The organism is Pantoea sp. MBD-2R (assembly GCF_039134845.1).
Taxonomy (GTDB): Bacteria; Pseudomonadota; Gammaproteobacteria; order Enterobacterales; family Enterobacteriaceae; genus Erwinia.
In genome coordinates this window covers 2,512,091-2,533,898 of record NZ_CP152417.1, presented here as the reverse complement: position 1 = coordinate 2,533,898, position 21,808 = coordinate 2,512,091, and the positions used below count along the sequence as shown (strand labels likewise).

Annotated in this window: 21 protein-coding genes; 11 read left to right on the top strand and 10 right to left on the bottom strand. The window is 51.4% G+C overall.

The window, feature by feature from the left end; genetic code table 11:
* Window positions 1-336 precede the first annotated feature (336 nt).
* Window positions 337-960, top strand: a complete 624-nt coding sequence (gene tdk, locus AAGQ96_RS11575; RefSeq protein ID WP_147198238.1) for a thymidine kinase — start codon at window positions 337-339, stop codon at window positions 958-960.
* A gap of 136 nt (window positions 961-1,096) precedes the next feature.
* Here the strand turns inward: tdk and adhE are convergent, their stop codons facing one another.
* Entirely contained in the window at window positions 1,097-3,784 is a 2,688-nt protein-coding gene (gene adhE / locus AAGQ96_RS11570; RefSeq protein WP_147198236.1) for a bifunctional acetaldehyde-CoA/alcohol dehydrogenase, read from the bottom strand.
* Window positions 3,785-4,253: 469 nt separating this feature from the next.
* Here adhE and AAGQ96_RS11565 point away from each other — a divergent pair, with 469 nt between their 5' ends.
* The 7 genes from AAGQ96_RS11565 (at window position 4,254) to oppF (ending at window position 12,873) form a co-directional block, all read left to right on the top strand.
* Window positions 4,254-4,901 (top strand): YchE family NAAT transporter, encoded by a 648-nt coding sequence (locus AAGQ96_RS11565; RefSeq protein ID WP_147198234.1) that lies wholly within the window; start codon window positions 4,254-4,256, stop codon window positions 4,899-4,901.
* A gap of 622 nt (window positions 4,902-5,523) precedes the next feature.
* The gene (locus tag AAGQ96_RS11560; protein ID WP_342753610.1) at window positions 5,524-7,158 is read left to right on the top strand and encodes an ABC transporter substrate-binding protein; all 1,635 of its coding nucleotides are present in this window, start codon (window positions 5,524-5,526) and stop codon (window positions 7,156-7,158) included.
* Window positions 7,159-7,292: 134 nt separating this feature from the next.
* On the top strand, window positions 7,293-8,924 hold the full coding sequence (gene oppA / locus AAGQ96_RS11555; protein WP_147198230.1) for an oligopeptide ABC transporter substrate-binding protein OppA: 1,632 nt from the start codon (window positions 7,293-7,295) through the stop codon (window positions 8,922-8,924).
* Window positions 8,925-9,006: 82 nt separating this feature from the next.
* Complete coding sequence (oppB, locus tag AAGQ96_RS11550; RefSeq protein WP_147198228.1) at window positions 9,007-9,927, top strand: oligopeptide ABC transporter permease OppB; 921 nt, start codon at window positions 9,007-9,009, stop codon at window positions 9,925-9,927.
* Window positions 9,928-9,941: 14 nt separating this feature from the next.
* Complete coding sequence (oppC, locus tag AAGQ96_RS11545) at window positions 9,942-10,850, top strand: oligopeptide ABC transporter permease OppC (protein WP_147198226.1); 909 nt, start codon at window positions 9,942-9,944, stop codon at window positions 10,848-10,850.
* An 11-nt stretch (window positions 10,851-10,861) separates the two neighbouring features.
* Window positions 10,862-11,875: an ABC transporter ATP-binding protein gene (locus tag AAGQ96_RS11540; protein ID WP_342753609.1), complete on the top strand. Its 1,014-nt coding sequence runs from the start codon at window positions 10,862-10,864 to the stop codon at window positions 11,873-11,875.
* Window positions 11,872-12,873, top strand: coding sequence for a murein tripeptide/oligopeptide ABC transporter ATP binding protein OppF (gene oppF, locus AAGQ96_RS11535; RefSeq protein WP_147198222.1), 1,002 nt, complete (start codon window positions 11,872-11,874; stop codon window positions 12,871-12,873). The genes AAGQ96_RS11540 and oppF overlap by 4 nt, the downstream gene beginning before the upstream one ends.
* Before the next feature lie 40 nt (window positions 12,874-12,913).
* On the opposite strand, the gene AAGQ96_RS11530 is transcribed toward oppF, so the two are convergent.
* Together AAGQ96_RS11530 and cls are read right to left on the bottom strand one after the other, a co-directional pair.
* Window positions 12,914-13,243, bottom strand: coding sequence for an HI1450 family dsDNA-mimic protein (locus tag AAGQ96_RS11530; protein ID WP_147198220.1), 330 nt, complete (start codon window positions 13,241-13,243; stop codon window positions 12,914-12,916).
* 42 nt (window positions 13,244-13,285) lie between these two features.
* Window positions 13,286-14,746 (bottom strand): cardiolipin synthase, encoded by a 1,461-nt coding sequence (cls, locus tag AAGQ96_RS11525; RefSeq protein WP_342753608.1) that lies wholly within the window; start codon window positions 14,744-14,746, stop codon window positions 13,286-13,288.
* Between the two features lie 149 nt (window positions 14,747-14,895).
* Here cls and AAGQ96_RS11520 point away from each other — a divergent pair, with 149 nt between their 5' ends.
* Window positions 14,896-15,069: a YciY family protein gene (locus tag AAGQ96_RS11520; RefSeq protein ID WP_125287735.1), complete on the top strand. Its 174-nt coding sequence runs from the start codon at window positions 14,896-14,898 to the stop codon at window positions 15,067-15,069.
* 81 nt (window positions 15,070-15,150) lie between these two features.
* Here the strand turns inward: AAGQ96_RS11520 and AAGQ96_RS11515 are convergent, their stop codons facing one another.
* Window positions 15,151-15,447: a YciI family protein gene (locus tag AAGQ96_RS11515; protein WP_147198216.1), complete on the bottom strand. Its 297-nt coding sequence runs from the start codon at window positions 15,445-15,447 to the stop codon at window positions 15,151-15,153.
* 188 nt (window positions 15,448-15,635) lie between these two features.
* Between AAGQ96_RS11515 and tonB the strand changes: the two genes are divergently transcribed.
* Entirely contained in the window at window positions 15,636-16,376 is a 741-nt protein-coding gene (gene tonB / locus AAGQ96_RS11510; protein WP_342753607.1) for a TonB system transport protein TonB, read from the top strand.
* A gap of 76 nt (window positions 16,377-16,452) precedes the next feature.
* Here tonB and yciA read toward each other — a convergent pair whose 3' ends face one another.
* Genes yciA through AAGQ96_RS11495 form a run of 3 tightly spaced genes read right to left on the bottom strand, consistent with a single transcriptional unit; the run spans window position 16,453 to window position 18,272 of the window.
* Complete coding sequence (gene yciA / locus AAGQ96_RS11505) at window positions 16,453-16,881, bottom strand: acyl-CoA thioester hydrolase YciA (protein ID WP_147198211.1); 429 nt, start codon at window positions 16,879-16,881, stop codon at window positions 16,453-16,455.
* 56 nt (window positions 16,882-16,937) lie between these two features.
* Window positions 16,938-17,474 (bottom strand): septation protein A, encoded by a 537-nt coding sequence (locus AAGQ96_RS11500; protein WP_342753606.1) that lies wholly within the window; start codon window positions 17,472-17,474, stop codon window positions 16,938-16,940.
* Between the two features lie 60 nt (window positions 17,475-17,534).
* A complete protein-coding gene (locus AAGQ96_RS11495) occupies window positions 17,535-18,272 on the bottom strand; it encodes a YciC family protein (RefSeq protein ID WP_147198206.1) in 738 nt (245 codons plus the stop codon).
* A gap of 351 nt (window positions 18,273-18,623) precedes the next feature.
* On the opposite strand from AAGQ96_RS11495, the gene ompW reads away from it, so the two are divergent.
* Entirely contained in the window at window positions 18,624-19,256 is a 633-nt protein-coding gene (gene ompW, locus AAGQ96_RS11490; RefSeq protein WP_342753605.1) for an outer membrane protein OmpW, read from the top strand.
* 56 nt (window positions 19,257-19,312) lie between these two features.
* Here ompW and AAGQ96_RS11485 read toward each other — a convergent pair whose 3' ends face one another.
* The 3 genes from AAGQ96_RS11485 to trpB form a co-directional block, all read right to left on the bottom strand.
* Window positions 19,313-19,627, bottom strand: a complete 315-nt coding sequence (locus AAGQ96_RS11485; protein ID WP_147198201.1) for a BON domain-containing protein — start codon at window positions 19,625-19,627, stop codon at window positions 19,313-19,315.
* Window positions 19,628-19,777: 150 nt separating this feature from the next.
* Window positions 19,778-20,584: a tryptophan synthase subunit alpha gene (gene trpA, locus AAGQ96_RS11480; protein WP_147198199.1), complete on the bottom strand. Its 807-nt coding sequence runs from the start codon at window positions 20,582-20,584 to the stop codon at window positions 19,778-19,780.
* Complete coding sequence (gene trpB, locus AAGQ96_RS11475) at window positions 20,584-21,774, bottom strand: tryptophan synthase subunit beta (protein WP_147198197.1); 1,191 nt, start codon at window positions 21,772-21,774, stop codon at window positions 20,584-20,586. Before trpB ends, trpA begins: the two co-directional genes overlap by 1 nt.
* Window positions 21,775-21,808: the final 34 nt, after the last annotated feature.

Below are 21,808 nucleotides of genomic sequence, written 5' to 3'. Positions count from 1 at the left end.
ACGTCAACGCTATAAGCAGAGATTGCATTTTCCGTCAGATACCGCGATTACAAACGTAACTTAAGGTAATAACATGTTCAATTAATTCCTTTGAAAAAGCAGTAACTGCGGTACGAAAAAGGCTGGGAATCCTATCAATATCAACCCTCTCTCTTTAATCGATTAATGCGCATTAATCTTCCCCTATACTTTAATAGGGTGCATTAATATTAGCTGTTATTTTAGTTACGTAAGTACAGCTATCCATAGCACAGGTGGAGGTCAGTGCCTGTCGCGGCGCGGCTTATGATACAATTGGAATGAATACCTGCAACCTTTTAACCGGAGTAAAGCCCGATGGCTCAGCTTTATTTTTATTATTCTGCGATGAATGCGGGCAAATCTACCGCATTACTGCAATCTTCATATAACTATCAGGAACGCGGGATGCGTACCATAATCTACACCGCAGAGATTGATAACCGTTTTGGCTTCGGTAAAGTGAGCTCGAGAATTGGACTTTCTTCTCCAGCAAAATTGTATAATAACGACACGGCACTTTTTGCTGAGATTAAAGCAGAACAGCAAATGGAACCGGTTCACTGCGTGCTGATTGATGAGTGTCAGTTTCTGACCCGCGATCAGGTAAAAGCATTATCTGATGTGGTTGATAATCTTAATATACCTGTACTGTGCTACGGGTTGCGTACAGATTTTCGTGGGGAGTTATTTAGCGGTAGCCACTATTTGTTAGCCTGGTCAGACAAGCTGGTAGAATTAAAAACCGTTTGTCACTGCGGCAGAAAAGCGGGAATGGTATTGCGTCTGGATGAAAACGGCACGCCTTATAATGAAGGGGAGCAGGTGGTGATAGGCGGTAACGAGCGCTATGTCTCCGTCTGTCGTAAACATTATAAGGCCGCTATTGAACAGAAGTGCCTGCGCGCCGTTTACGGTGAAAAAGGCAATCAACCGCTCTGATTAGCGCATGCGGTTACAATAGTTACCTTTGGAATGTGGATGATAAGCTTCGGCTGTTGATGATAAATTTTTCTAAAGATTTAACCGATAAAAAAACCCGCCATATGGCGGGTTTTTGTTTCAGATAAAAAAGCTTTTATGCCTTTTTAGCTTTCTTTTCCGCTTTCTTCGCGGTTGCTGGCTGAGCGGCAGCTGCCTCAGCGACATTGGCGAAGAGCTCGGTGTAGTCGCGACCATAGAAGCTGTCGAGCATGATTTGTTTCAGTTCGGCAATCAGCGGATAACGTGGGTTCGCGCCGGTACACTGGTCATCAAAAGCATCTTCTGCCAGGTTATCGACTTTAGCCAGGAAATCAGCTTCCTGAACGCCCGCTTCACGGATGGATTTAGGAATACCCAGTTCCGCTTTCATCCCTTCCAGCCAGCTCAGCAGCCGCTCGATTTTCTCAGCGGTGCGATCGCCCGGCAGGCTAAGACGCAGGTGATCTGCAATTTCAGCATAGCGACGACGCGCCTGTGGACGGTCGTACTGGCTGAATGCGGTTTGCTTGGTTGGATTATCATTGGCGTTGTAGCGAATGACGTTGCTGATGAGCAGGGCATTAGCCAGACCATGAGGAATATGGAACTCTGAACCCAGTTTGTGCGCCATTGAGTGACAGACGCCCAGGAAGGCGTTGGCGAAAGCGATACCCGCGATAGTGGCCGCGTTGTGGACACGTTCACGAGCAACCGGATTTTTTGCACCCTCGTTGTAGCTGGCTGGCAGATTTTCCTGTAACAGCTTCAGTGCCTGCAGGGCCTGACCATCAGAATATTCATTTGCCAGCACGGAAACGTATGCTTCCAGTGAGTGAACAACCGCATCCAGACCGCCAAAAGCACAAAGTGATTTAGGCATATTCATCACCAGGTTGGCATCCACAATCGCCATATCAGGCGTCAGCGCGTAGTCAGCAAGTGGATATTTCTGGCCGGTCGCATCGTCGGTTACAACCGCGAATGGCGTCACTTCAGAACCTGTTCCTGACGTGGTGGTGACCGCAATCATTTTGGCTTTTACGCCCATTTTTGGGAATTTGTAGATACGTTTACGGATATCCATAAAGCGTAGCGCCAGTTCCTCAAAGTGGGTTTCAGGATGCTCGTACATCACCCACATGATTTTTGCTGCATCCATTGGCGAGCCGCCGCCCAGCGCGATAATGACGTCTGGTTTGAAGGAGTTCATCTGTTCGGCACCTTTGCGAACAACGCTCAGGGTTGGATCGGCCTCAACTTCAAAGAACACCTCGGTTTCAATACCGTGGGTTTTCAGTACAGAAACAATCTGATCGACATAGCCGTTATTAAACAGGAAGCGGTCGGTAACGATAAAGGCACGTTTCGCGCCATCGCTGGCCACTTCTTCCATCGCAATGGGCAGAGAGCCACGACGGAAGTAGATAGACTTAGGAAGTTTATGCCACAACATGTTTTCTGCTCGCTTAGCCACGGTTTTCTTGTTGATCAGGTGCTTAGGCCCGACGTTTTCAGAAATGGAGTTGCCACCCCAGGAGCCGCAGCCCAGCGTTAGCGACGGTGCCAGCTTAAAGTTATACAGGTCGCCAATACCCCCCTGAGAAGCGGGTGTATTGATAAGAATACGTGCCGTTTTCATTTTGTCGCCGAAGTAGTTAACGCGCTCGCGCTCGTTATCCTGATCGGTATACAAACATGAGGTATGGCCGATGCCGCCCATGGCCACCAGTTTTTCTGCTTTCGTTACCGCGTCTTCGAAGTCTTTCGCGCGATACATAGCAAGGGTAGGGGAAAGCTTCTCATGAGCAAAAGGCTCTGATTCATCAACCAGCTGAACTTCGCCGATTAAAATTTTGGTGTTGGCCGGAACAGTGATGCCCGCCATCTCAGCGATTTTGACCGCAGGCTGTCCGACGATTGCCGCATTCAAACCGCCATTTTTCAGGATGATGTCCTGGACGGCTTTCAGCTCCTGACCTTGCAGCATATAGCCGCCGTGGCTGGCAAAGCGCTCACGAACGGCATCATAGGCAGAGTCCACAACGATGACGGACTGTTCAGATGCACAGATAACGCCGTTATCGAAGGTCTTTGACATCAGGATCGAGGCGACAGCACGTTTGATATCCGCTGTTTCATCAATCACTACCGGGGTATTACCGGCACCAACGCCGATGGCAGGTTTACCTGAGCTGTAGGCGGCTTTCACCATGCCTGGGCCACCGGTAGCAAGGATTAAATTAATATCCGGATGGTGCATCAACTGGTTGGAAAGCTCGACGGAAGGGACATCGATCCAGCCGATAATATCTTTAGGTGCGCCAGCTGCAATAGCAGCCTGCAACACAATGTCGGCCGCTTTATTGGTGGCATCTTTAGCGCGTGGGTGAGGAGAGAAAATAATGCCGTTACGCGTTTTGAGGCTGATTAGGGCTTTGAAAATAGCGGTGGAAGTCGGGTTAGTGGTAGGAACGATGCCGCAAATCAGGCCGGTAGGTTCTGCAATGGTGATGGTGCCAAAAGTGTCATCGGTATCCAGGATGCCACAGGTTTTTTCGTCTTTATAAGCGTTGTAAATATATTCTGATGCAAAATGATTTTTAATCACTTTGTCTTCGACAATGCCCATGCCGGACTCGGCAACCGCCATTTTCGCCAGCGGGATTCGGGCATCTGCTGCTGCCAGGGCGGCGGCGCGGAAGATCTTGTCTACTTGCTCTTGAGTGAAGTTGGCGTATTCTCGCTGGGCTTTTTTTACACGCTCAACCAATGCGTTTAACTCAGCAACATTAGTAACGGCCATAATGCTCTCCTGATGGAAGTTTAAACTCTATTAGTAAACAAGTGAGAACTGACAATTATAGACTCGCGTGCTTGTTAACGCTGAAAAGACACAGAATCTACATAAGTTTTACTGTCGCAAGTTCTAAAAGTTTACTGAAAGAGTCTCTGGCGGCCAGGCCTGCCTGCCTGCCTTTACAAAAGTCCGTCTGTTGCAGTGAATCTTACGCATTCCGAGGGGGAAGGATTTTGATCTAAATCATCGATTTTCCAAGCTGACACCTTTCAGCATCGGCAAACGTGCCGCGTTATGAGATGTTTGCCTGAGGTTGCAACAGGGGGTGATACTTTCAGGGAAAATAGCCGCCAGTAAGAGAATGCGACGTGAATTTACTGCAAACAATTTGACACAATAAGCCAACGTTGGCGATGAGACCGTACGGCCTGCATAATCCTGTCAGGCTTGCATAATTACTATAGAGGAGAAGAGCGTGAATCCGGCATTACTGGACCTTTCAGGCTATATTAAATTTTTTGTCGGACTGTTTGCGCTGGTCAATCCCGTTGGGATTATTCCTGTGTTTATCAGCATGACCAGCTACCTGCCTCCCGCAGCCCGTAACAAAACTAATCTTACCGCCAATCTTTCGGTGGCTATCATTCTCTGGACTTCACTGTTTTTGGGAGACGGCATCCTGCATACCTTTGGCATTTCCATTGATTCTTTCCGCATCGCCGGGGGCATCCTGGTAGTGACAATCGCCATGTCGATGATCAGCGGAAAGTTGGGTGAAGATAAGCAAAACAAGCAGGAAAAATCGGAAACGGCTATTCGTGAAAGCATTGGTGTCGTTCCGCTTGCGTTGCCCTTAATGGCAGGGCCGGGGGCGATCAGTTCAACCATCGTCTGGAGCACCCGTTATTACAGCTGGCAAAATCTGCTGGGATTTAGCGTAGCTATTGCGCTGTTTGCTTTCTGCTGCTGGCTGCTGTTTCGTGCGGCCCCTTTAATGGTCAGGGTGCTGGGACAGACCGGGATCAACGTTATCACGCGCATTATGGGACTGTTGCTGATGGCATTAGGCATTGAGTTTGTTGTCACCGGTATCAGGGCGCTCTTCCCAGGTTTGGTACATTAATTAAGCACTGAAAAACCCCGTATTCTTCGAACAATCTACGCTTTTTTCTCATGTCTAATAAAAATTCGCACCACTCTGGTGCGAATTACGGCTTTTACGCACCAAAATAGAGCAATTATTCTTAAATCTTAACAGCGATTCGCTTTTATTAATGTAATTACTGCAAGCTGCTAATTATTCAGAAGCTAATACAGAAATGTTATTTTCTTCACAACGTTTATCTCCGCTACTATCGCCACATCCAAACTATTATTCTCGCAATCTGTGGATAGGCAGAGGATTTACCTGCCAGTCTGCTTTTACAGCCGCTTGCGATTACTTTATAACTTAACTGAAAGCGATGAAGGTCTTATTGAGATTTATTTGTAAATTTTTGATTAAAAATCAATATCTTGACTGTTAATTCGCGTCAGAAATAATAGCGCTGTTATAAACTTTCCCTGGCGAAAAAGAGAATTGGTTAACATTTTTGTTAATAAGATTTAGCGCGGGCTACCGCATTCTGTTAGTTTTCGAAAGATTCGCTGAAAACTGGCATCAGATGTGCAGGTATCCCGTGCGCTACCCGCAAGCTGATTTTATTGAACCTATAAGGTTCCCGGATACAGGTTACTCACGCTTAATGAAAATTCCGTTCTCGTCCTGGCGTCATACCCGCATTCTGCTGAGCAGTCTGATTGTCTTTACCCAAGTTCCTTTTGCCGCCGCCGCACCGGCGGGGGTAGCACTGGCGGCGCACCAAACCATTGTGATTAATAATGGCGGTGAAGTCGCTTCGCTTGATCCGCATAAAACCGAGGGCGTTCCGGAAAGTAATATCATCCTGAACCTGCTCGAAGGGTTGGTGACAACCGACAATCAGGGAGCGGTGGTGCCCGGCGTTGCAGAAAGTTGGCAAAATGAGCAGGGCAAAATCTGGACGTTTACCCTGCGTAGTAATGCCAGATGGAGCAACGGTGAACCGGTGACCGCGAAAGATTTCGTCTACAGCTGGCAACGTCTGGTCGATGCGAAAACGGCTTCCCCCTACGCGAGCTATTTACAATATGCTCACGTTGAAAATATTGACGCCATCCTCAGCGGCAAAAAAGCGCCGGATACGCTTGGCGTAAAGGCGCTGGACGACCACCATTTGCAGGTAACGCTGAGCGAACCCGTCCCTTATTTTATCGCGCTGGTGGCGCATTCCTCGTTAAAGCCTGTTAATCGTAGCGCGATTGAGAAGTGGGGCGAAAGCTGGACGCAGCCCGGTCACTATGTCGGAAACGGCGCTTATTCGCTGAGCGACTGGGTGATTAACGAAAAGATCGTGCTCAGGCGCAATCCACAATACTGGAACAATGGCAAAACCATTATTGAGACGGCAACCTTCCTGCCAATTTCTTCTGAAACGAGTGACGTCAACCGCTACCGAAGCGGTGAAATTGATATGACCAACAGCGCGCTGCCGCCCGATCTTTTCCCTATCCTGAAGAAAAGCATCGCTTCACAGGTTCATGTCAGTCCGTTGCTCTGTACTTTTTACTATGAGCTGAATAATAAACGGCCGCCTTTTAACGATCCGCGTGTACGCACGGCCGTCAAGCTGACGTTGGATCGCGACATCATCGCCAATAAAATTATGGGACAGGGGCAAATACCTGCGGGTGGTTTTACGCCGCCGTTTATTTCGGGCGCGCATCTTACGCAGCCTGAATGGATGACGTGGAGTCAGGCACAGCGTAACGAACAGGCAAAAAAACTGCTGGCAGAAGCCGGATATAGTGCGGCAAAACCGCTGTCGTTCGCCTTGTTGTATAACACCTCCGATCTCAATAAAAAGCAGGCTATCGCTGCCGCATCGATGTGGCAAAAAAACCTGGGCGCGAAGGTGACGTTAGAGAACCAGGAGTGGAAGACGATGCTGGATACGCGCCACCAGGGTGAATTTGACGTTGCCCGGGCGACCTGGTGCGCCGATTACAACGAACCTTCGACATTTCTTAACGCCATGCTGAGCCATTCTTCCAGCAATACTGCTTTTTATCACAGCGAGAAATTTGACTCGTTAATGGCAGAAACGCTCAAAGCCGCTGATGACTCACAGCGTGCGGCGCTTTATCAGCAAGCTGAACAACAGCTCGATCGCGACTCTGCCATCGTTCCGGTTTATTACCGTGTCAGTGCCCGGCTGATCAAACCCTGGGTTGGCGGGTTTACCGGCAAGGATCCTCAGGACCAGCCTGACCTGAAATATTTCTACATTACAAAGCATTAAGTTTTTGCCATACCGTGTTGATAGCAAGTAAGTGACACAGCAACAGTTCAGTAAGCCTCCGTTCCGGCCTGCTGAATCCTGAAAGACAGGTGTGCTGAGATAACATTAGCAATAATAAAAACTGGAGTAGTGGAATGACCAACATCACAAAGAAAAGCCTGGTTGCACTGAGCATCCTGACGGCGTTGGCTGGAAATATGGCCATTGCTGCGACAGTGCCGGCAGGGGTGGAACTCGCTGCGAAGCAGGAGCTGATTAAAGGTAATGGTGATGAAGTGCAGTCACTCGATCCGCATAAAATTGAAGGCGTCCCGGAAGCTAACGTCAGTTACGATCTGCTGGAAGGGCTGGTCATTAACGATACCAACGGTCAGCCGGTGCCGGGCGTGGCGGAGAGCTGGGATAACAAAGAGGGCAAAGTCTGGACTTTCCATCTGCGTAATAACGCCAAATGGTCCAATGGCGAACCCGTTACGGCGCAGGATTTTGTTTACAGCTGGCAGCGTCTGGCCGATCCGAAAACCGCATCACCGTACGCCAGCTATTTGCAGTATGGTCATCTGGAAAATATCGATGAGATCATTGCCGGTAAGAAAAAACCTGACCAGCTGGGCGTGAAGGCGCTGGATGCGCATACGCTACAGGTCACGCTGACCGAATCGGTTCCTTATTTCTATAAGCTGTTAATCCATCCTTCTATGTCGCCGGTTTACAAGCCTGCTATCGAGAAATTTGGTGAGAAGTGGACTCAGCCTGAAAACTGGGTGGGCAACGGTGCCTACAAGTTACAGGAACACATTATCAATGAACGTATTGTTGTAGTGCGTAACCCGCAGTACTGGGACAACGCCGATACTAAACTGGACAAAGTCACCTTCCTGCCTATTCCGTCTGAAGTCAGTGACGTTAATCGCTATTTCAGCAACGGCGGCAGCGACATGACCTACACCAATTTGCCGATTGAGCTGTTTAAGAAATTACAGCGCGATAATCCGAAAGAGCTGCATGTCGATCCCTATCTGTGCACCTATTACTATGAAATCAATAACCAGAAAGCACCGTTCACCGATCCTCGCGTTCGTGCCGCACTGAAGCTGGGCCTGGATCGCGACATCATGGTCAATAAAGTGCTGGCTCAGGGACAGCAGCCGGCTTACAGCTACACACCGCCCGCCATTGACGGCGCTGATGTCACCAAACCTGAGTGGTTCAGCTGGTCACAGGACAAGCGTAATGCAGAGGCGAAGAAGCTGCTGGCCGAAGCCGGTTACACGGCCGACAAGCCGCTGACTTTCGAGCTGCTGTACAACACGTCCGACCTGCATAAAAAGCTGGCGATCGCCGCCGCGTCTATCTGGAAGAAAAATCTCGGTGTGAATATCAAGCTGAATAATCAGGAGTGGAAAACCTTCCTGGATACCCGTCATCAGGGGAACTTTGATGTTGCCCGTGCGGCCTGGTGTGCGGATTACAACGAACCGACCTCCTTCCTGAATACCATGCTGTCCGACAGCAGCAACAACACCTCTCACTATAAATCCGCTGATTTCGATAAAGCGATGGCGGCCGCGACGGCAGCCAGTGATGATAAAGCGCGCAGCTCGGCTTACACCCAGGCTGAACAGATTCTGGATAAAGATTCGGTGATAGCGCCGGTGTTCTATTACGCCAACACGCGTCTGGTTAAGCCTTATGTCGGCGGCTACAGCGGTAAAGATCCGCTGAATTACGTCTACGATAAAGATCTCTACATAATAAAACACTAAGCAGCAAAGATTGGGGGAAGTGCTCCTTCCCCCGTGGGTTTATTTTGAGCAGTGCTGAAGCACAGGCCAGCAGGTACGGGCAATGTTAAAATTTATATTTCGTCGGTGTCTGGAAGCGATACCGACGTTGCTAATCCTTATTACTATCTCCTTCTTTATGATGCGCCTGGCGCCAGGGAGTCCTTTTACCGGTGAAAGGACGCTGACGCCGGAAGTGATGGCGAACATCGAAGCCAAATATCACCTCAATGACCCCATCTGGAAACAGTATCTTGATTATCTGAATCAGCTGGCGCACGGTGATTTCGGCCCGTCGTTTAAATACAAAGACTATTCGGTGAACTATCTGGTCGGCCATGCCTTCCCGGTTTCCGCCAAACTCGGGCTGGCTGCCTTTATCCTGGCCATCATTCTTGGCGTCACGGCAGGGGTGATCGCGGCGTTAAAGCAAAACAGTAAATGGGACTTTGTGGTGATGGGCATTGCCATGACGGGCGTGGTGATCCCCAGTTTTGTCGTCGCACCGCTGTTGGTGCTGATTTTTGCGATTGCGCTGAAATGGCTGCCCGGCGGCGGCTGGAACGGTGGGCAGGTGCAATACATGATTTTGCCGATGGTTGCGCTGTCGCTGGCTTACATCGCCAGTATCGCGCGCATCACCCGCGGCTCGATGATTGAAGTGCTGCACTCCAACTTTATTCGTACCGCGCGCGCCAAAGGTTTGCCGATGCATCGTATCGTACTGCGTCATGCGCTAAAACCGGCGATGTTGCCCGTGCTTTCCTATTTAGGGCCGGCGTTTGTCGGCATCATTACCGGATCGATGGTGATTGAAACGATTTACGGCCTGCCGGGTATTGGCCAGCTGTTTGTTAACGGCGCGCTTAACCGCGACTACTCATTAGTGCTCAGCCTGACAATTCTGGTTGGCGTACTGACCATTCTGTTTAATGCGATTGTTGACGTGCTGTATGCGGTCATCGATCCGAAAATCCGTTACTGATCCCGGAGCTTGCCATGATGTTGAGTAAGAAAAATAGCGCAGCTCTTGATGCCTTTAGCGAAAAGCTGGAGGTCGAAGGACGCAGCCTGTGGCAGGATGCCCGCCGTCGTTTTATCCATAACCGTGCGGCGCTGGCCAGCCTGATCGTGCTGTTGCTGATTGCACTTTTTGTCGTTTTCGCTCCGATGCTTTCGGCCTTTACCTACGACGATACCGACTGGGGCATGATGTCGGCCGCGCCGGATATCGTTTCAAAGCACTATTTTGGCACGGATTCTTCCGGCCGTGATTTGCTGGTCAGGGTAGCCATCGGCGGCAGGATTTCCCTGATGGTCGGGGTGGCTTCTGCGCTGGTGGCCGTGTTAGTGGGCACGCTGTACGGCTCGCTGGCGGGTTATCTCGGCGGCAAAACCGATTCGGTGATGATGCGCCTGCTGGAAATCCTCAACTCCTTCCCGTTTATGTTTTTCGTCATCCTGCTGGTGACCTTCTTTGGCCGTAATATTCTGCTGATTTTTGTCGCCATCGGGCTGGTCTCCTGGCTGGATATGGCGCGTATTGTACGAGGTCAGACGCTGAGCCTGAAACGCAAAGAGTTTATTGAAGCGGCCCATGTTGGTGGTGTTTCCACGGTCAATATTGTACTGCGTCATATCGTGCCTAACGTGCTGGGCGTGGTGGTGGTGTATGCCTCACTGCTGGTGCCGAGCATGATCCTGTTTGAATCCTTCCTCAGTTTCCTGGGGCTTGGCACACAGGAACCGTTAAGCAGCTGGGGCGCTCTGCTTAGCGACGGCGCAAATTCAATGGAAGTTTCCCCATGGCTGCTGCTGTTCCCGGCCGGTTTTCTGGTGGTTACGCTGTTCTGTTTCAACTTTATCGGCGATGGCCTGCGTGATGCCCTCGACCCGAAAGATCGTTAAGGAGTTTCCCGATGAGCGTAATTGAAATGCCGTCAGCGATGGCAAAAAAAGCGGGAAGCGAGCTTCTGCTGGATGTAAAAGATTTGCGTGTAACCTTCGCTACCCCGGATGGCGACGTCACCGCGGTAAACGATCTCAACTTTAGCCTGCGGGCAGGTGAAACGCTGGGGATTGTTGGCGAATCGGGTTCAGGCAAATCGCAAACGGCGTTTGCGCTGATGGGCTTGCTGGCCAGTAACGGGCGCATCGGCGGCTCGGCGCTGTTTAAGGGTAACGAAATCCTTAACCTGCCGGAAAAACAGCTTAACAGGCTGCGAGCTGAACAAATCGCAATGATTTTTCAGGACCCGATGACCTCGCTCAATCCCTATATGCGGGTTGGCGAGCAGCTGATGGAAGTACTGAAGCTGCATAAAGGTTTAAGCAACGCGCAGGCGTTTGAAGAATCTGTACGCATGCTGGATGCGGTAAAAATGCCGGAAGCGCGTAAGCGAATGAAAATGTATCCGCATGAATTTTCTGGCGGCATGCGCCAGCGTGTGATGATTGCCATGGCGCTGCTGTGTCGGCCTAAGCTGCTGATTGCTGATGAACCGACAACGGCGCTGGACGTCACCGTTCAGGCACAAATTATGACGCTGCTCAACGATCTGAAACGCGAATTTAACACCGCCATTATTATGATCACGCACGATCTGGGCGTTGTTGCCGGGATCTGCGATCGGGTGCTGGTGATGTACGCAGGCCGCACTATGGAATATGGCAAGGCGCGGGATGTGTTTTATCAGCCGACGCATCCCTATTCTATCGGCTTGCTGAATGCCGTTCCCCGACTGGATGCAGAAGGCGATTCGCTTACCACCATTCCGGGCAACCCGCCAAACCTGCTGCGCTTGCCGAAAGGCTGTCCGTTCCAGCCGCGCTGTCCGCATGCAATGGAAATCTGCGCCACGATGCCGCCGCTACTGCCTTTTGGCGAAGAACGGCTGCGTGCCTGCTTTAAACCTGCGGAGGAGCTGGTATGAACGCAGTAGCTGAAAAGAAAGTGCTGTTAGAGATTGCCGACCTCAAGGTGCATTTTGATATTAAAGATGGCAAACAGTGGTTCTGGCAGCCATCGAAAACGCTGAAAGCGGTTGATGGCGTCAGCCTGCGCTTATACGAAGGCGAAACGCTGGGCGTGGTCGGCGAGTCGGGCTGCGGGAAATCCACGCTGGCCCGGGCCATTATCGGGCTGGTGAAAGCAACGGAAGGGCGCGTGGCCTGGCTGGGACGTGACCTGCTTGGGCAGAGCGAAGAGGAGTGGCGCAAAGCCCGCAGCGATATTCAGATGATTTTTCAGGATCCGCTGGCTTCACTCAATCCACGTATGACCATTGGCGATATTATCGCTGAACCGCTGCGGACCTATCATCCAAAGATGGCGCGCCAGGAAGTGAAAGAGCGGGTCAAAACGATGATGATGAAGGTTGGCCTGCTGCCGAATCTGATCAACCGCTATCCGCATGAGTTTTCCGGCGGCCAGTGTCAGCGAATTGGGATTGCTCGCGCGTTGATCCTGGAGCCGAAGCTGATTATCTGTGACGAGCCGGTTTCCGCGCTGGACGTTTCCATTCAGGCTCAGGTCGTTAATCTGCTGCAAAAATTGCAGCGCGAAATGGGGCTTTCACTGATCTTTATCGCGCATGATTTGGCGGTAGTGAAGCATATTTCCGATCGGGTATTGGTGATGTATCTGGGACATGCGGTAGAGCTGGGAACCTACAGCGAGGTTTATCAAAATCCTCAGCATCCCTATACGCGAGCGCTGATGTCGGCGGTGCCGATCCCCGATCCCGATCTGGAAAAAAACAAGGTCATTCAGCTGCTCGAAGGGGAGTTACCGTCACCCATCAATCCGCCTTCCGGCTGTGTGTTTCGTACGCGCTGTCCGATTGCCGGGCCTGAATGTGCCAAAACGCGTCCGCTGCTGGAAGGGAGTTTTCGCCATGCGGTTTCGTGTCTGAAGGTCGATCCGCTCTAGTCGGGCAATAAAAAAGGCCGGGATTTCCCGGCCTTATCTGCTATTCACGCCATAAAATATGACACAGCTTATGATCTTTCTCGCGGCACAGCAGAACGCGGGCAAAGATGTCAGTGACCGGGTCTTCCTCGGTTTCACCAAGACCAATCACCACTTCAGCGAAGAAGTCCGGGTTCAGATCGAAATCGACATGCTCTGCCCAGTCTTCTGCCGGATCGTGCAGCTCTGCACCACCGCGTTCTTCAAACTGGAGGTTAAACAGAATGATATCAGCCGGATCGAGGTTATCGCCTGCGAGCTCAAGGAAAATATCATAAGCCTGTTCAAGCGTTTCATCTTCGGTAAGACGGTTATTTAAATCCATAAAAATTTCCCATAATGTCCTTGCGGACGCTGTGCAACTCCGCTCGTTTTACAGTAATGGGCTGAAGAAGTAAAACAGTCGCTCGACAATCCGTTGCCAGTAAGCACGACGTGCCCAACGTTTGCCGTCTACCAGCCGTGAGCGGGCGATATAATCATCCTGTACGCGGGCCAGGTCGCCGCCGAAACCGTCGTCGTCAATCACCAGCGTGATCTCAAAATTGAGCCACAAACTGCGCATATCCAGATTAACCGTTCCGACCAGGCTCAGCTGCCCGTCGACCAGGACGCTTTTGGTATGCAACAGGCCTTCTTCAAACTGATAAATCTTGACGCCAGCTTCCAGCAGTTCGGCGAAAAATGCCCGGCTTGCCCAGCCGACCAGCAGCGAGTCGTTACGATGCGGTACGATGATGCTGACATCGACGCCACGCTGTGCTGCGGTGCAAATCGCATGCAGTAAATCATCGCTGGGGACAAAATAAGGCGTGGTCATAATCAGCTGTTCGCGGGCAGAATAGACCGCCGTTAACAGCGCCTGATGAATCAAATCTTCCGGGAAACCTGGCCCGGAAGCGATCACCTGGATGGTATGCCCGCTCTCCTGTTCAAACGGCATCACGTTACCGTCCGGCGGAGGAGGCAAAATACGTTTACCGGTTTCGATTTCCCAGTCGCAGGAGTAGATGATGCCCATGGTCGTGGCGACGGGGCCTTCCATCCGCGCCATTAAGTCAATCCATTGTCCCACGCCAGCATCCTGCTTAAAGAAGCGCGGATCGACCAGGTTCATGCTGCCGGTATAAGCGATATAGTTGTCGATCAACACCACTTTACGGTGCTGACGTAAGTCCATTCGGCGGAGAAAAACACGCAGCAAACTTACCTTTAAAGACTCCACCACATCGACACCGGCGTTGCGCATCATTGCCGCCCACGGGCTGCGGAAAAAGGTCACGCTACCGGCCGAGTCAAGCATTAGCCGGCAGTGCACGCCGCGCCGCGCAGCCGCCATCAACGATTCCGCCACCTCATCCGCCATACCGCCAGGCTGCCAGATATAAAACACCATCTCGATATTGTGCCGCGCGAGCTGGATATCACGAATCAGAGCCTGAAGCGTGTCGTCGGTAGAGGTCAGCAGCTGTAGCTGATTACCCTTAACGCCAGCAATGCCCTGACGGTTCTCACAAAGCTGAAACAGCGAGCGCGCCACATCACTGTTGTCTTTGGCAAAGATTTGATGGCAGGACTTCAAATCACCGAGCCATTTAGCGGTTGAAGGCCACATGGTTCGCGCGCGCTCAGCACGGCGTTTTCCCAGATGCAGCTCGCCAAAAGAGAGGTAAGCGATGATCCCTACAAGCGGCAGAATATAGATAATCAGCAGCCAGGCCATGGCAGACGGCACCGCACGGCGCTTCATCAGAATGCGCAGCGTGACCCCGGCAATCAGCAGCCAGTAACCGAAAAGCAACAGCCAACTGATAAGAGTATAAAAAGTCGTCATGTAAGTGGAAGTCCTGTTCACGCTTGATTAACGGGAGTTTACGTGCAGATGACAGCAGACGAAACCTTTTCCTGTAAAGTCATCGGACTTGGCCTCAGAGCAGAAGTGTTTATAATGCGGCGCGAGTTTTTTTAAGCGTAGAGGGTAAAATGAGACGGAGTAGAAATGAAGTCGCACGCTGGCGTATGTCGCGCCAAATTCAGCGCCGCCGCGCACGGTGGCTTGAAGGGCAGTCGAGGCGCTATGGACGTATGCATGCCATTCGCCACCAGCTAAGCCAGCAGCAGCGCCGTTCTATTCTGTTTATTACTCAGCTGGTTTAATTCAGAAAATCACTGTCCGTTCTGCTGTCATCCGGCTTACTGATGAAAACCTCGTTTTGACGAGGTTTTAAAGCGTCTTGATTAAAACACGCGTTTAAACGGCTTCACCGCGACCTGCTTATAAACGCCAGCAGCAATGTAAGGATCGTCCTGCGCCCATGACTGAGCGGCTTCCAGGGACGGAAACTCTGCAATGATTGTCGAGCCGCTAAAGCCCGCCACGCCGGGTTCATTACTGTCCACTGTCGGCATTGGCCCGGCAACAATCAGACGGCCTTCGTCCTGTAAAAGCTGTAGACGCGCCAGGTGGGCAGGGCGCACGGCTGTACGCTTTTCCAGTGAGTCCGCATTATCTTCGGCATAAATTACGTAGAGCACGTTTACAACTCCTGTCGGTAATAGTCGGTCACACGTTAAGTGATCGTTCTCAGTTGTGCAAATGAAAGATAGTTATCCGGGCTGATGCGCTCTTTTCTGACAAAATGATGCCTGTGGCGCGGCGACTTATTGAAATTGATTGCTATTTGCATTTACACTTACGTCTCAACATTCACAGCAGAAAGATTATGACGACGCTGACACAAACTTCTTTACCCCGCCGTATATCATTACCCATGCTGTTTTCTGTCGGACTGCATGCTGTTGTGATTGGGGGAATACTTTATGCTTCTTTTCACCAGGTTGTGGAAGTGCCAAAAGCGTCTCAGCCCATCAGCGTTTCGATGGTTGCGCCGGAAGTCCAGCCCGAGCCGCAGCCGGCGCCTCAACCCGCGCCGGAGCCCGTTCCCGAGCCGGAGCCCGTTCCCGAGCCTGAACCCGCACCAGAGCCGCCAAAGCCTGAGCCAGTGCCGATTCCAAAGCCGGTACCAAAGCCCAAGCCAAAACCGGTGAAAAAAGAGGCGATCAGGCCGAAGAAAGAGGTTAAGCCGAAGAGCGAACCTCGTCAGGCAGCGCCGCTGGATAACAGCAAAACGGCAACGGCGGCCAAACCGTCTACCGCACCTAAGACCTCGCCTGCGCCGTCAACCGCGGTTTCAACCGGGCCAAGAGCGCTTAGCATTGGTAAACCAGGCTATCCTCAACGTGCTTTTGCACTGCGTCTGGAAGGACGGGTTCGCGTACGGTTTGACGTTGACAGTACCGGACAGGTGCAGAACGTGCAGATTGTTGAAGCGCAACCACGTAATATGTTTGAGCGGGAAGTTAAGCAGGCGATGAAAAAATGGCGCTATGAGCCAAATAAGCCAGGCAGCGGTTTAACAATGAATATCGTTTTTAAAATCAACGGTGGTTCCAGCATCGAATAAAAACGGGCCTGAGAAAAGCACAGAAAAGAATGTTCACCTCAGCCCGCCTTTTTGAGCACGCCGCGTCCGCGCGGCGTCAGTCCTGTTCAGTATGCATAAAATTGCTTTTACCCGGCGGCAGCGGGCGCGATTTGCCTTCAGCATCCACAGCCACGTAGATAAAGACCGCTTCGGTAGTGCAGTAGCGCTGACCAATAGGTTCAGACGACACTTTTTTAATCCAGACTTCCACGTTAATAGTGATGGAACTGCTACCGGTACGAATGCAGCGCGCATGGCAGGTCACCACATCGCCAATCGCAACGGGTTTTAAAAACGTCATGCCGTCCACCCGGACAGTCACCACGCGACCACCAGCAATTTCCTTCGCCAGAATCGCGCCGCCCATATCCATCTGCGACATCAGCCAGCCGCCAAAGATATCGCCGTTTGCATTGGTATCCGCAGGCATCGCCAGCGTCCGCAACACCATTTCGCCTTGCGGGATCCGCGTCTCTGTGTTCATTGTCTTGCTTCCAAAGTAAAGAAAAGCAGCCCGATAAAGCCATCGGGCGCTAAATATTATTTTTCTTCCTGCGGCATCAGCCGGTAAATATACAGGCCGCTGATCAGGGTAAAGAGCATGGTAAGGCCGGTTAACCCAAAGACTTTAAAGTTAACCCAAAATTCCTGAGATAACCAAAATGCAACATAGATGTTTGCCAGGCCGCAGGCGAAAAAGAAGAGCGCCCAGGCAACGTTCAGTCTGCGCCAGGCAAACGCGGGTAGCGTCAGCTCTTTGCCTAACATGGTTTGGATCAGTGGCTGCTTCATCCAAAACTGGCTAAACAACAGCGCGGCGGCGAACAGCGTATAGATAACGGTAACTTTCCATTTGATGAATTCATCATTATGGAAAACCAGCGTCAGGGTGCCGAATACCGTTACCAGCACAAAAGTGACCAGCGTCATTTTTTCCAGCTTACGATATAAAACCCAGCTGATAACCAGCGCCAGCGCGGTGGCGACAATCAGCGCGCCAGAAGCAACAAAAATATCGTACAGCTTATAAAAGATGAAAAAGACGACAAGAGGAAGGAAATCAAGTAACTGCTTCATAAGGGTTCCAGATATCAAACCAAACGAAACGCCGTGCGCGCAAAGGCGCACGGCGGCTGATTAACGTAACAGCATATACAGGCGATACAGATAAATAATCAGTATGGCCGAAACCAGGTTACTCAGGGCATTTAGCACCACTGAAGCGACGTTTGCAGGGAGAACCGTCAGGGAAGAGGCCAGCAGCAGTACCGCAATTTTCGCCAGCAGCCAGACGGCAACGGCAGGTGCCACCACTTTAAGCTGAGGCCAGACCAGGCGCATACTGGCGCGCATGGCGGCAAAAATGCCTTTTTTTTCCGTACTTTGGATAACCGGTGCCAGCGCCAGCATAATGGCAAAGAAAATGCCCGGCACCACCAGCACCATAAAGCCAAGCTGGACAACCAGCGTCATAACAAAGACCAACAGCAGCAGGCGAGGCAGAGTGGGGGCAGAAGCACCAATGGCCCGCAGCGCGCTAACGCGTTCTCCCGCCGAAACCATCGGGATCAGGCTTAACATCGCGCCAAGCAGCAGCGTATTACCCACCAGCGAAGCAAATGTTCCGGCAGCGGAGGCGCGTAGCAGAATACGCTGCTGATCCGGCGACATATTTTGCACCATTTCCAGCAGGCTCATGCCCGCGCCGCTATCGCCATCGGTCAGTATTGACAGCTGATCGGCACCTGGCGTCAGCGCGTGGCCAATCAGAACGGTAATAAATGAAGTCAGCAGTGAAATCAGGACAATAGTAATGAGCTGATGACGAAAAAAATTCCCCGTGTCACGGTATAACGAAGCCGCCGTGAATGACATGTACACTCCTTGAAAAGCCGAATTTAGCGATCCGGCGATTGTACATGGTCTGAAGGCAACCTGGCACCCTGACTTACACAACTTTCCTTAAAGCAAAGCCTCAAAATGTGACTGCATCATTTCTCGTATTCAGGAAATACTATGACCAGAATCGAAAAGAGAACATAGCGCAAAATATCCTATTATTTTTATTAATGAAATAAGTGAATTTTTGATCCAAATCAATGTTTTGTCTTTTAGCCATTGTGGAGGGTACGAATGAGGTGATCTTTATGAAAATAAAGGTAAAGTCTGCGCAGAAAAAAATGACAAACGCGCAGATGCGCTTATTCACCTCGCAAAGGAGTGGTTATGAAACTTAACGTGTTGGCTCTGGCAGTAACAGCATTATTACCTGCGGTCGTCTCTGCTCATCAGGCAGGCGATTTCTTTATGCGCGCGGGCGCTGTTACCGTTCGTCCAACGGGGGGATCGGATAATGTCCTGGGTCTGGGAGAGTTTGACGTCAGCAACAACACGCAGTTAGGCCTGACGTTCACCTATATGGCGACCGATAATATTGGTGTTGAGTTACTGGGTGCGACGCCTTTCCGTCATAAAGTTGGTCTGGCTTCTACCGGCACGCTGGCGACCGTACATCAGCTTCCGCCGACGCTGATGGCACAATGGTACTTTATGGGCAATACCAGTAAATGGCAGCCTTATGCGGGCATCGGCGTTAACTACACCATGTTTTATGACAGTGATTTTAATCAGACCGGACGCGATGCGGGCCTGAGCAACCTCAGCGTGAAGAATTCCTGGGGGATTGCGGGTCAGGTTGGTTTAGATTACCAGCTTACGCCGGACTGGATGCTGAACGCCTCCGTATGGTACATGGATATCAATACCAAGGTGCGTTTCAACGCCGGCGATCAGCGTCAGAGCATTGATACGCACATCAATCCGTTCGCTTTCTTCCTTGGGGCAGGCTACCGTTTCTGAGCACCCGACAGGCACAAAAAAGGCGCAAAATCTGCGCCTTTTGTCATGAATAAAAATTATTTAATCTGCATATTATTCGCAACTGACTTCACGCCTTTCACGCTACGTGTCACCTGAACGGCATGGTTAGCCATCTGTGGAGACGTCACGAAGCCGCTGAGCTGAACGCGTCCCTTAAAGGTTTCTACGTTAATCTCAGTCGATTTCAGCGAGTCATCTTTCAGCAGCTCAGTTTTCACTTTCGTGGTAATGACCGTGTCGTCCAGATAGCCGCCGGTACCTTCTTTTTTTGCTGTTGGCGCACAGGCGCTAACGGAAAGCGCCACGACTGCCGCAATAGCCATACTCGTCACAACGTTGAATAACTTCATTGTTTTCTCCCTGTTATGTGGAATTAGCCAGAGCAGTGATTACGATACGACTCTGTACAGGGAAGCTTAGTTGCGGTTGATAAATTTGCCATGAAAGAAAGCAGGCAGATGAAAATATTGCCTTATCCGGGCGGATAAGGCAGTGGGCAGCTAGCGGGTGGCGGCTTTCAGGCGGCTGACAAACGCCTCCAGCTCGGCCAGCATCACCGGAGGGTTGGCATGATGCTGTTCGATGATTTTGACGATAGCAGAACCTGAGATTGCCCCCGCCGCGCCGGCCGTCAGCGCCTCTTTGACCTGGGAAGGTTCGGAAATGCCAAAGCCCTGCAAAGGAGGGGCTGCATGATATTCAGTCAGTTTTGTTACCAGATGCTGGAGAGACTGGCTGACGCCACGGCTTTCTGTACCGGTAACGCCAGCCCGGGACAGCAGGTAAGTGTAGCCACGGCCATGAGAGGCGATCTCTCTCAGCAAATCGTCGCTGGCGTTCGGCGGACAAATAAAGATTGGCGCGACATTATGCCTCAGCGCCGCCTGGCGGAAAGGGGCAGACTCTTCCACCGGCACATCGGCGACCAGCACGGAATCCACGCCAACTTCCTGGCAACGGGCATAAAAGTTGTCAATGCCGCCTGAAAAGACCAGGTTGGCGTACATCAGCAGGCCGATCGGCATATCCGGATATTTCTGGCGAACCGCAGCCAGTAATTCAAAGCACTGCGCTGGCGTTACGCCTGCGGCAAAAGCGCGCAGCGTAGCGTTCTGAATCGTTGGACCATCTGCCAGCGGATCGGAGAAGGGAATGCCCAGCTCCAGCGCATCGGCACCGCCAGCAATCAGCGCATCAATAATTTGCAGAGAAAGCTCCGGCGTCGGATCGCCAAGCGTCACGAAAGGAACAAACGCGCCTTCTTTGCGTTCAGCCAGGCGTTTAAACAGGTTATCGTAACGCTCCATCAGATCTCTCCCTTAGCTGTCAGAATATCGTGAACGGTGAAAATGTCTTTATCGCCACGGCCGGAAAGGTTAACCACCAGCAGTTGCTCTTTCTCGGGGTTAGCGTGGATCATTTTCAACGCGTGGGCGAGGGCATGAGACGATTCCAGCGCCGGGATAATCCCTTCGCGCCGCGCCAGCAGCTTAAAGGCATCCATGGCTTCGTCGTCAGTAATGGAAACGTATTCCGCCCTGCCAATGCTGTTCAGATAGGCGTGCTGAGGTCCAACGGAAGGGAAGTCCAGGCCAGCAGAGATAGAGTAAGACTCTTCGATCTGTCCCTCTTCCGTTTGCATCATTGGCGCTTTCATACCGAAGTAGATACCTACGCGACCGTGTTTCAGCGGCGCGCCGTGCTCGCCGGTTTCAATGCCGTGACCGGCGGGCTCTACGCCAATCAGCCCAACAGAAGCATCGTCAATAAAATCAGCAAACATACCGATGGCGTTAGAGCCGCCGCCCACGCAGGCGATTACCGCATCCGGCAGGCGGCCTTCTTTTTCCTGAATTTGTACCTTAGTTTCTTCCCCGATCATTCGCTGGAACTCGCGCACGATGGTGGGGAAAGGGTGCGGGCCCGCCGCCGTGCCCAACATATAATGGGCGGTCTCATAGCTGCCGGACCAGTCACGCAGCGCTTCATTACAGGCATCTTTAAGCGTGGCAGAACCGCTGTGCACAGGGATAACCTCAGCGCCCATCAGCTTCATGCGGAAGACGTTTGGCGACTGGCGTTCAATATCTTTCGCGCCCATATAAATACGGCATTTCAGGCCCAGCAGGGCGCTGGCGAGGGCGGAAGCCACGCCGTGTTGCCCGGCACCGGTTTCCGCAATAATCTCTTTTTTACCCATGCGTTTTGCCAGTAAAGCCTGGCCCAACACCTGGTTGGTCTTGTGCGCACCGCCGTGCAGCAAATCTTCTCGTTTGAGGTAAAGACGCGTTTTAGTGCCTTCAGTCAAATTCTTACACAGCGTTAATGCGGTCGGACGACCCGCGTAGTTTTTCAGCAGGTCGATAAATTCAGCCTGAAATTCCGGATCGCGCTGGGCGCTGACAAAAGCTTCTTCCAGCTGATTGAGCGCAGGCATCAGAATCTGCGGTACGTACATACCGCCAAATTCGCCGAAGTAGGGATTTAATAAAGTCATATCGCTTCTCTTTTCGCTTATGGCGCCATTTTCA

Coding starts and splice junctions, on each gene's coding strand:
- tdk (WP_147198238.1), top strand. CDS start 337: ATGGCTCAGCTTTATTTTTATTATTCTGCGATGAATGCGGGCAAATCT.
- adhE (WP_147198236.1), bottom strand. CDS start 3,784: ATGGCCGTTACTAATGTTGCTGAGTTAAACGCATTGGTTGAGCGTGTA.
- AAGQ96_RS11560 (WP_342753610.1), top strand. CDS start 5,524: ATGAAAATTCCGTTCTCGTCCTGGCGTCATACCCGCATTCTGCTGAGC.
- oppA (WP_147198230.1), top strand. CDS start 7,293: ATGACCAACATCACAAAGAAAAGCCTGGTTGCACTGAGCATCCTGACG.
- oppB (WP_147198228.1), top strand. CDS start 9,007: ATGTTAAAATTTATATTTCGTCGGTGTCTGGAAGCGATACCGACGTTG.
- oppC (WP_147198226.1), top strand. CDS start 9,942: ATGATGTTGAGTAAGAAAAATAGCGCAGCTCTTGATGCCTTTAGCGAA.
- AAGQ96_RS11540 (WP_342753609.1), top strand. CDS start 10,862: ATGAGCGTAATTGAAATGCCGTCAGCGATGGCAAAAAAAGCGGGAAGC.
- oppF (WP_147198222.1), top strand. CDS start 11,872: ATGAACGCAGTAGCTGAAAAGAAAGTGCTGTTAGAGATTGCCGACCTC.
- cls (WP_342753608.1), bottom strand. CDS start 14,746: ATGACGACTTTTTATACTCTTATCAGTTGGCTGTTGCTTTTCGGTTAC.
- AAGQ96_RS11520 (WP_125287735.1), top strand. CDS start 14,896: ATGAGACGGAGTAGAAATGAAGTCGCACGCTGGCGTATGTCGCGCCAA.
- tonB (WP_342753607.1), top strand. CDS start 15,636: ATGACGACGCTGACACAAACTTCTTTACCCCGCCGTATATCATTACCC.
- yciA (WP_147198211.1), bottom strand. CDS start 16,881: ATGAACACAGAGACGCGGATCCCGCAAGGCGAAATGGTGTTGCGGACG.
- AAGQ96_RS11500 (WP_342753606.1), bottom strand. CDS start 17,474: ATGAAGCAGTTACTTGATTTCCTTCCTCTTGTCGTCTTTTTCATCTTT.
- AAGQ96_RS11495 (WP_147198206.1), bottom strand. CDS start 18,272: ATGTCATTCACGGCGGCTTCGTTATACCGTGACACGGGGAATTTTTTT.
- ompW (WP_342753605.1), top strand. CDS start 18,624: ATGAAACTTAACGTGTTGGCTCTGGCAGTAACAGCATTATTACCTGCG.
- AAGQ96_RS11485 (WP_147198201.1), bottom strand. CDS start 19,627: ATGAAGTTATTCAACGTTGTGACGAGTATGGCTATTGCGGCAGTCGTG.
- trpA (WP_147198199.1), bottom strand. CDS start 20,584: ATGGAGCGTTACGATAACCTGTTTAAACGCCTGGCTGAACGCAAAGAA.
- trpB (WP_147198197.1), bottom strand. CDS start 21,774: ATGACTTTATTAAATCCCTACTTCGGCGAATTTGGCGGTATGTACGTA.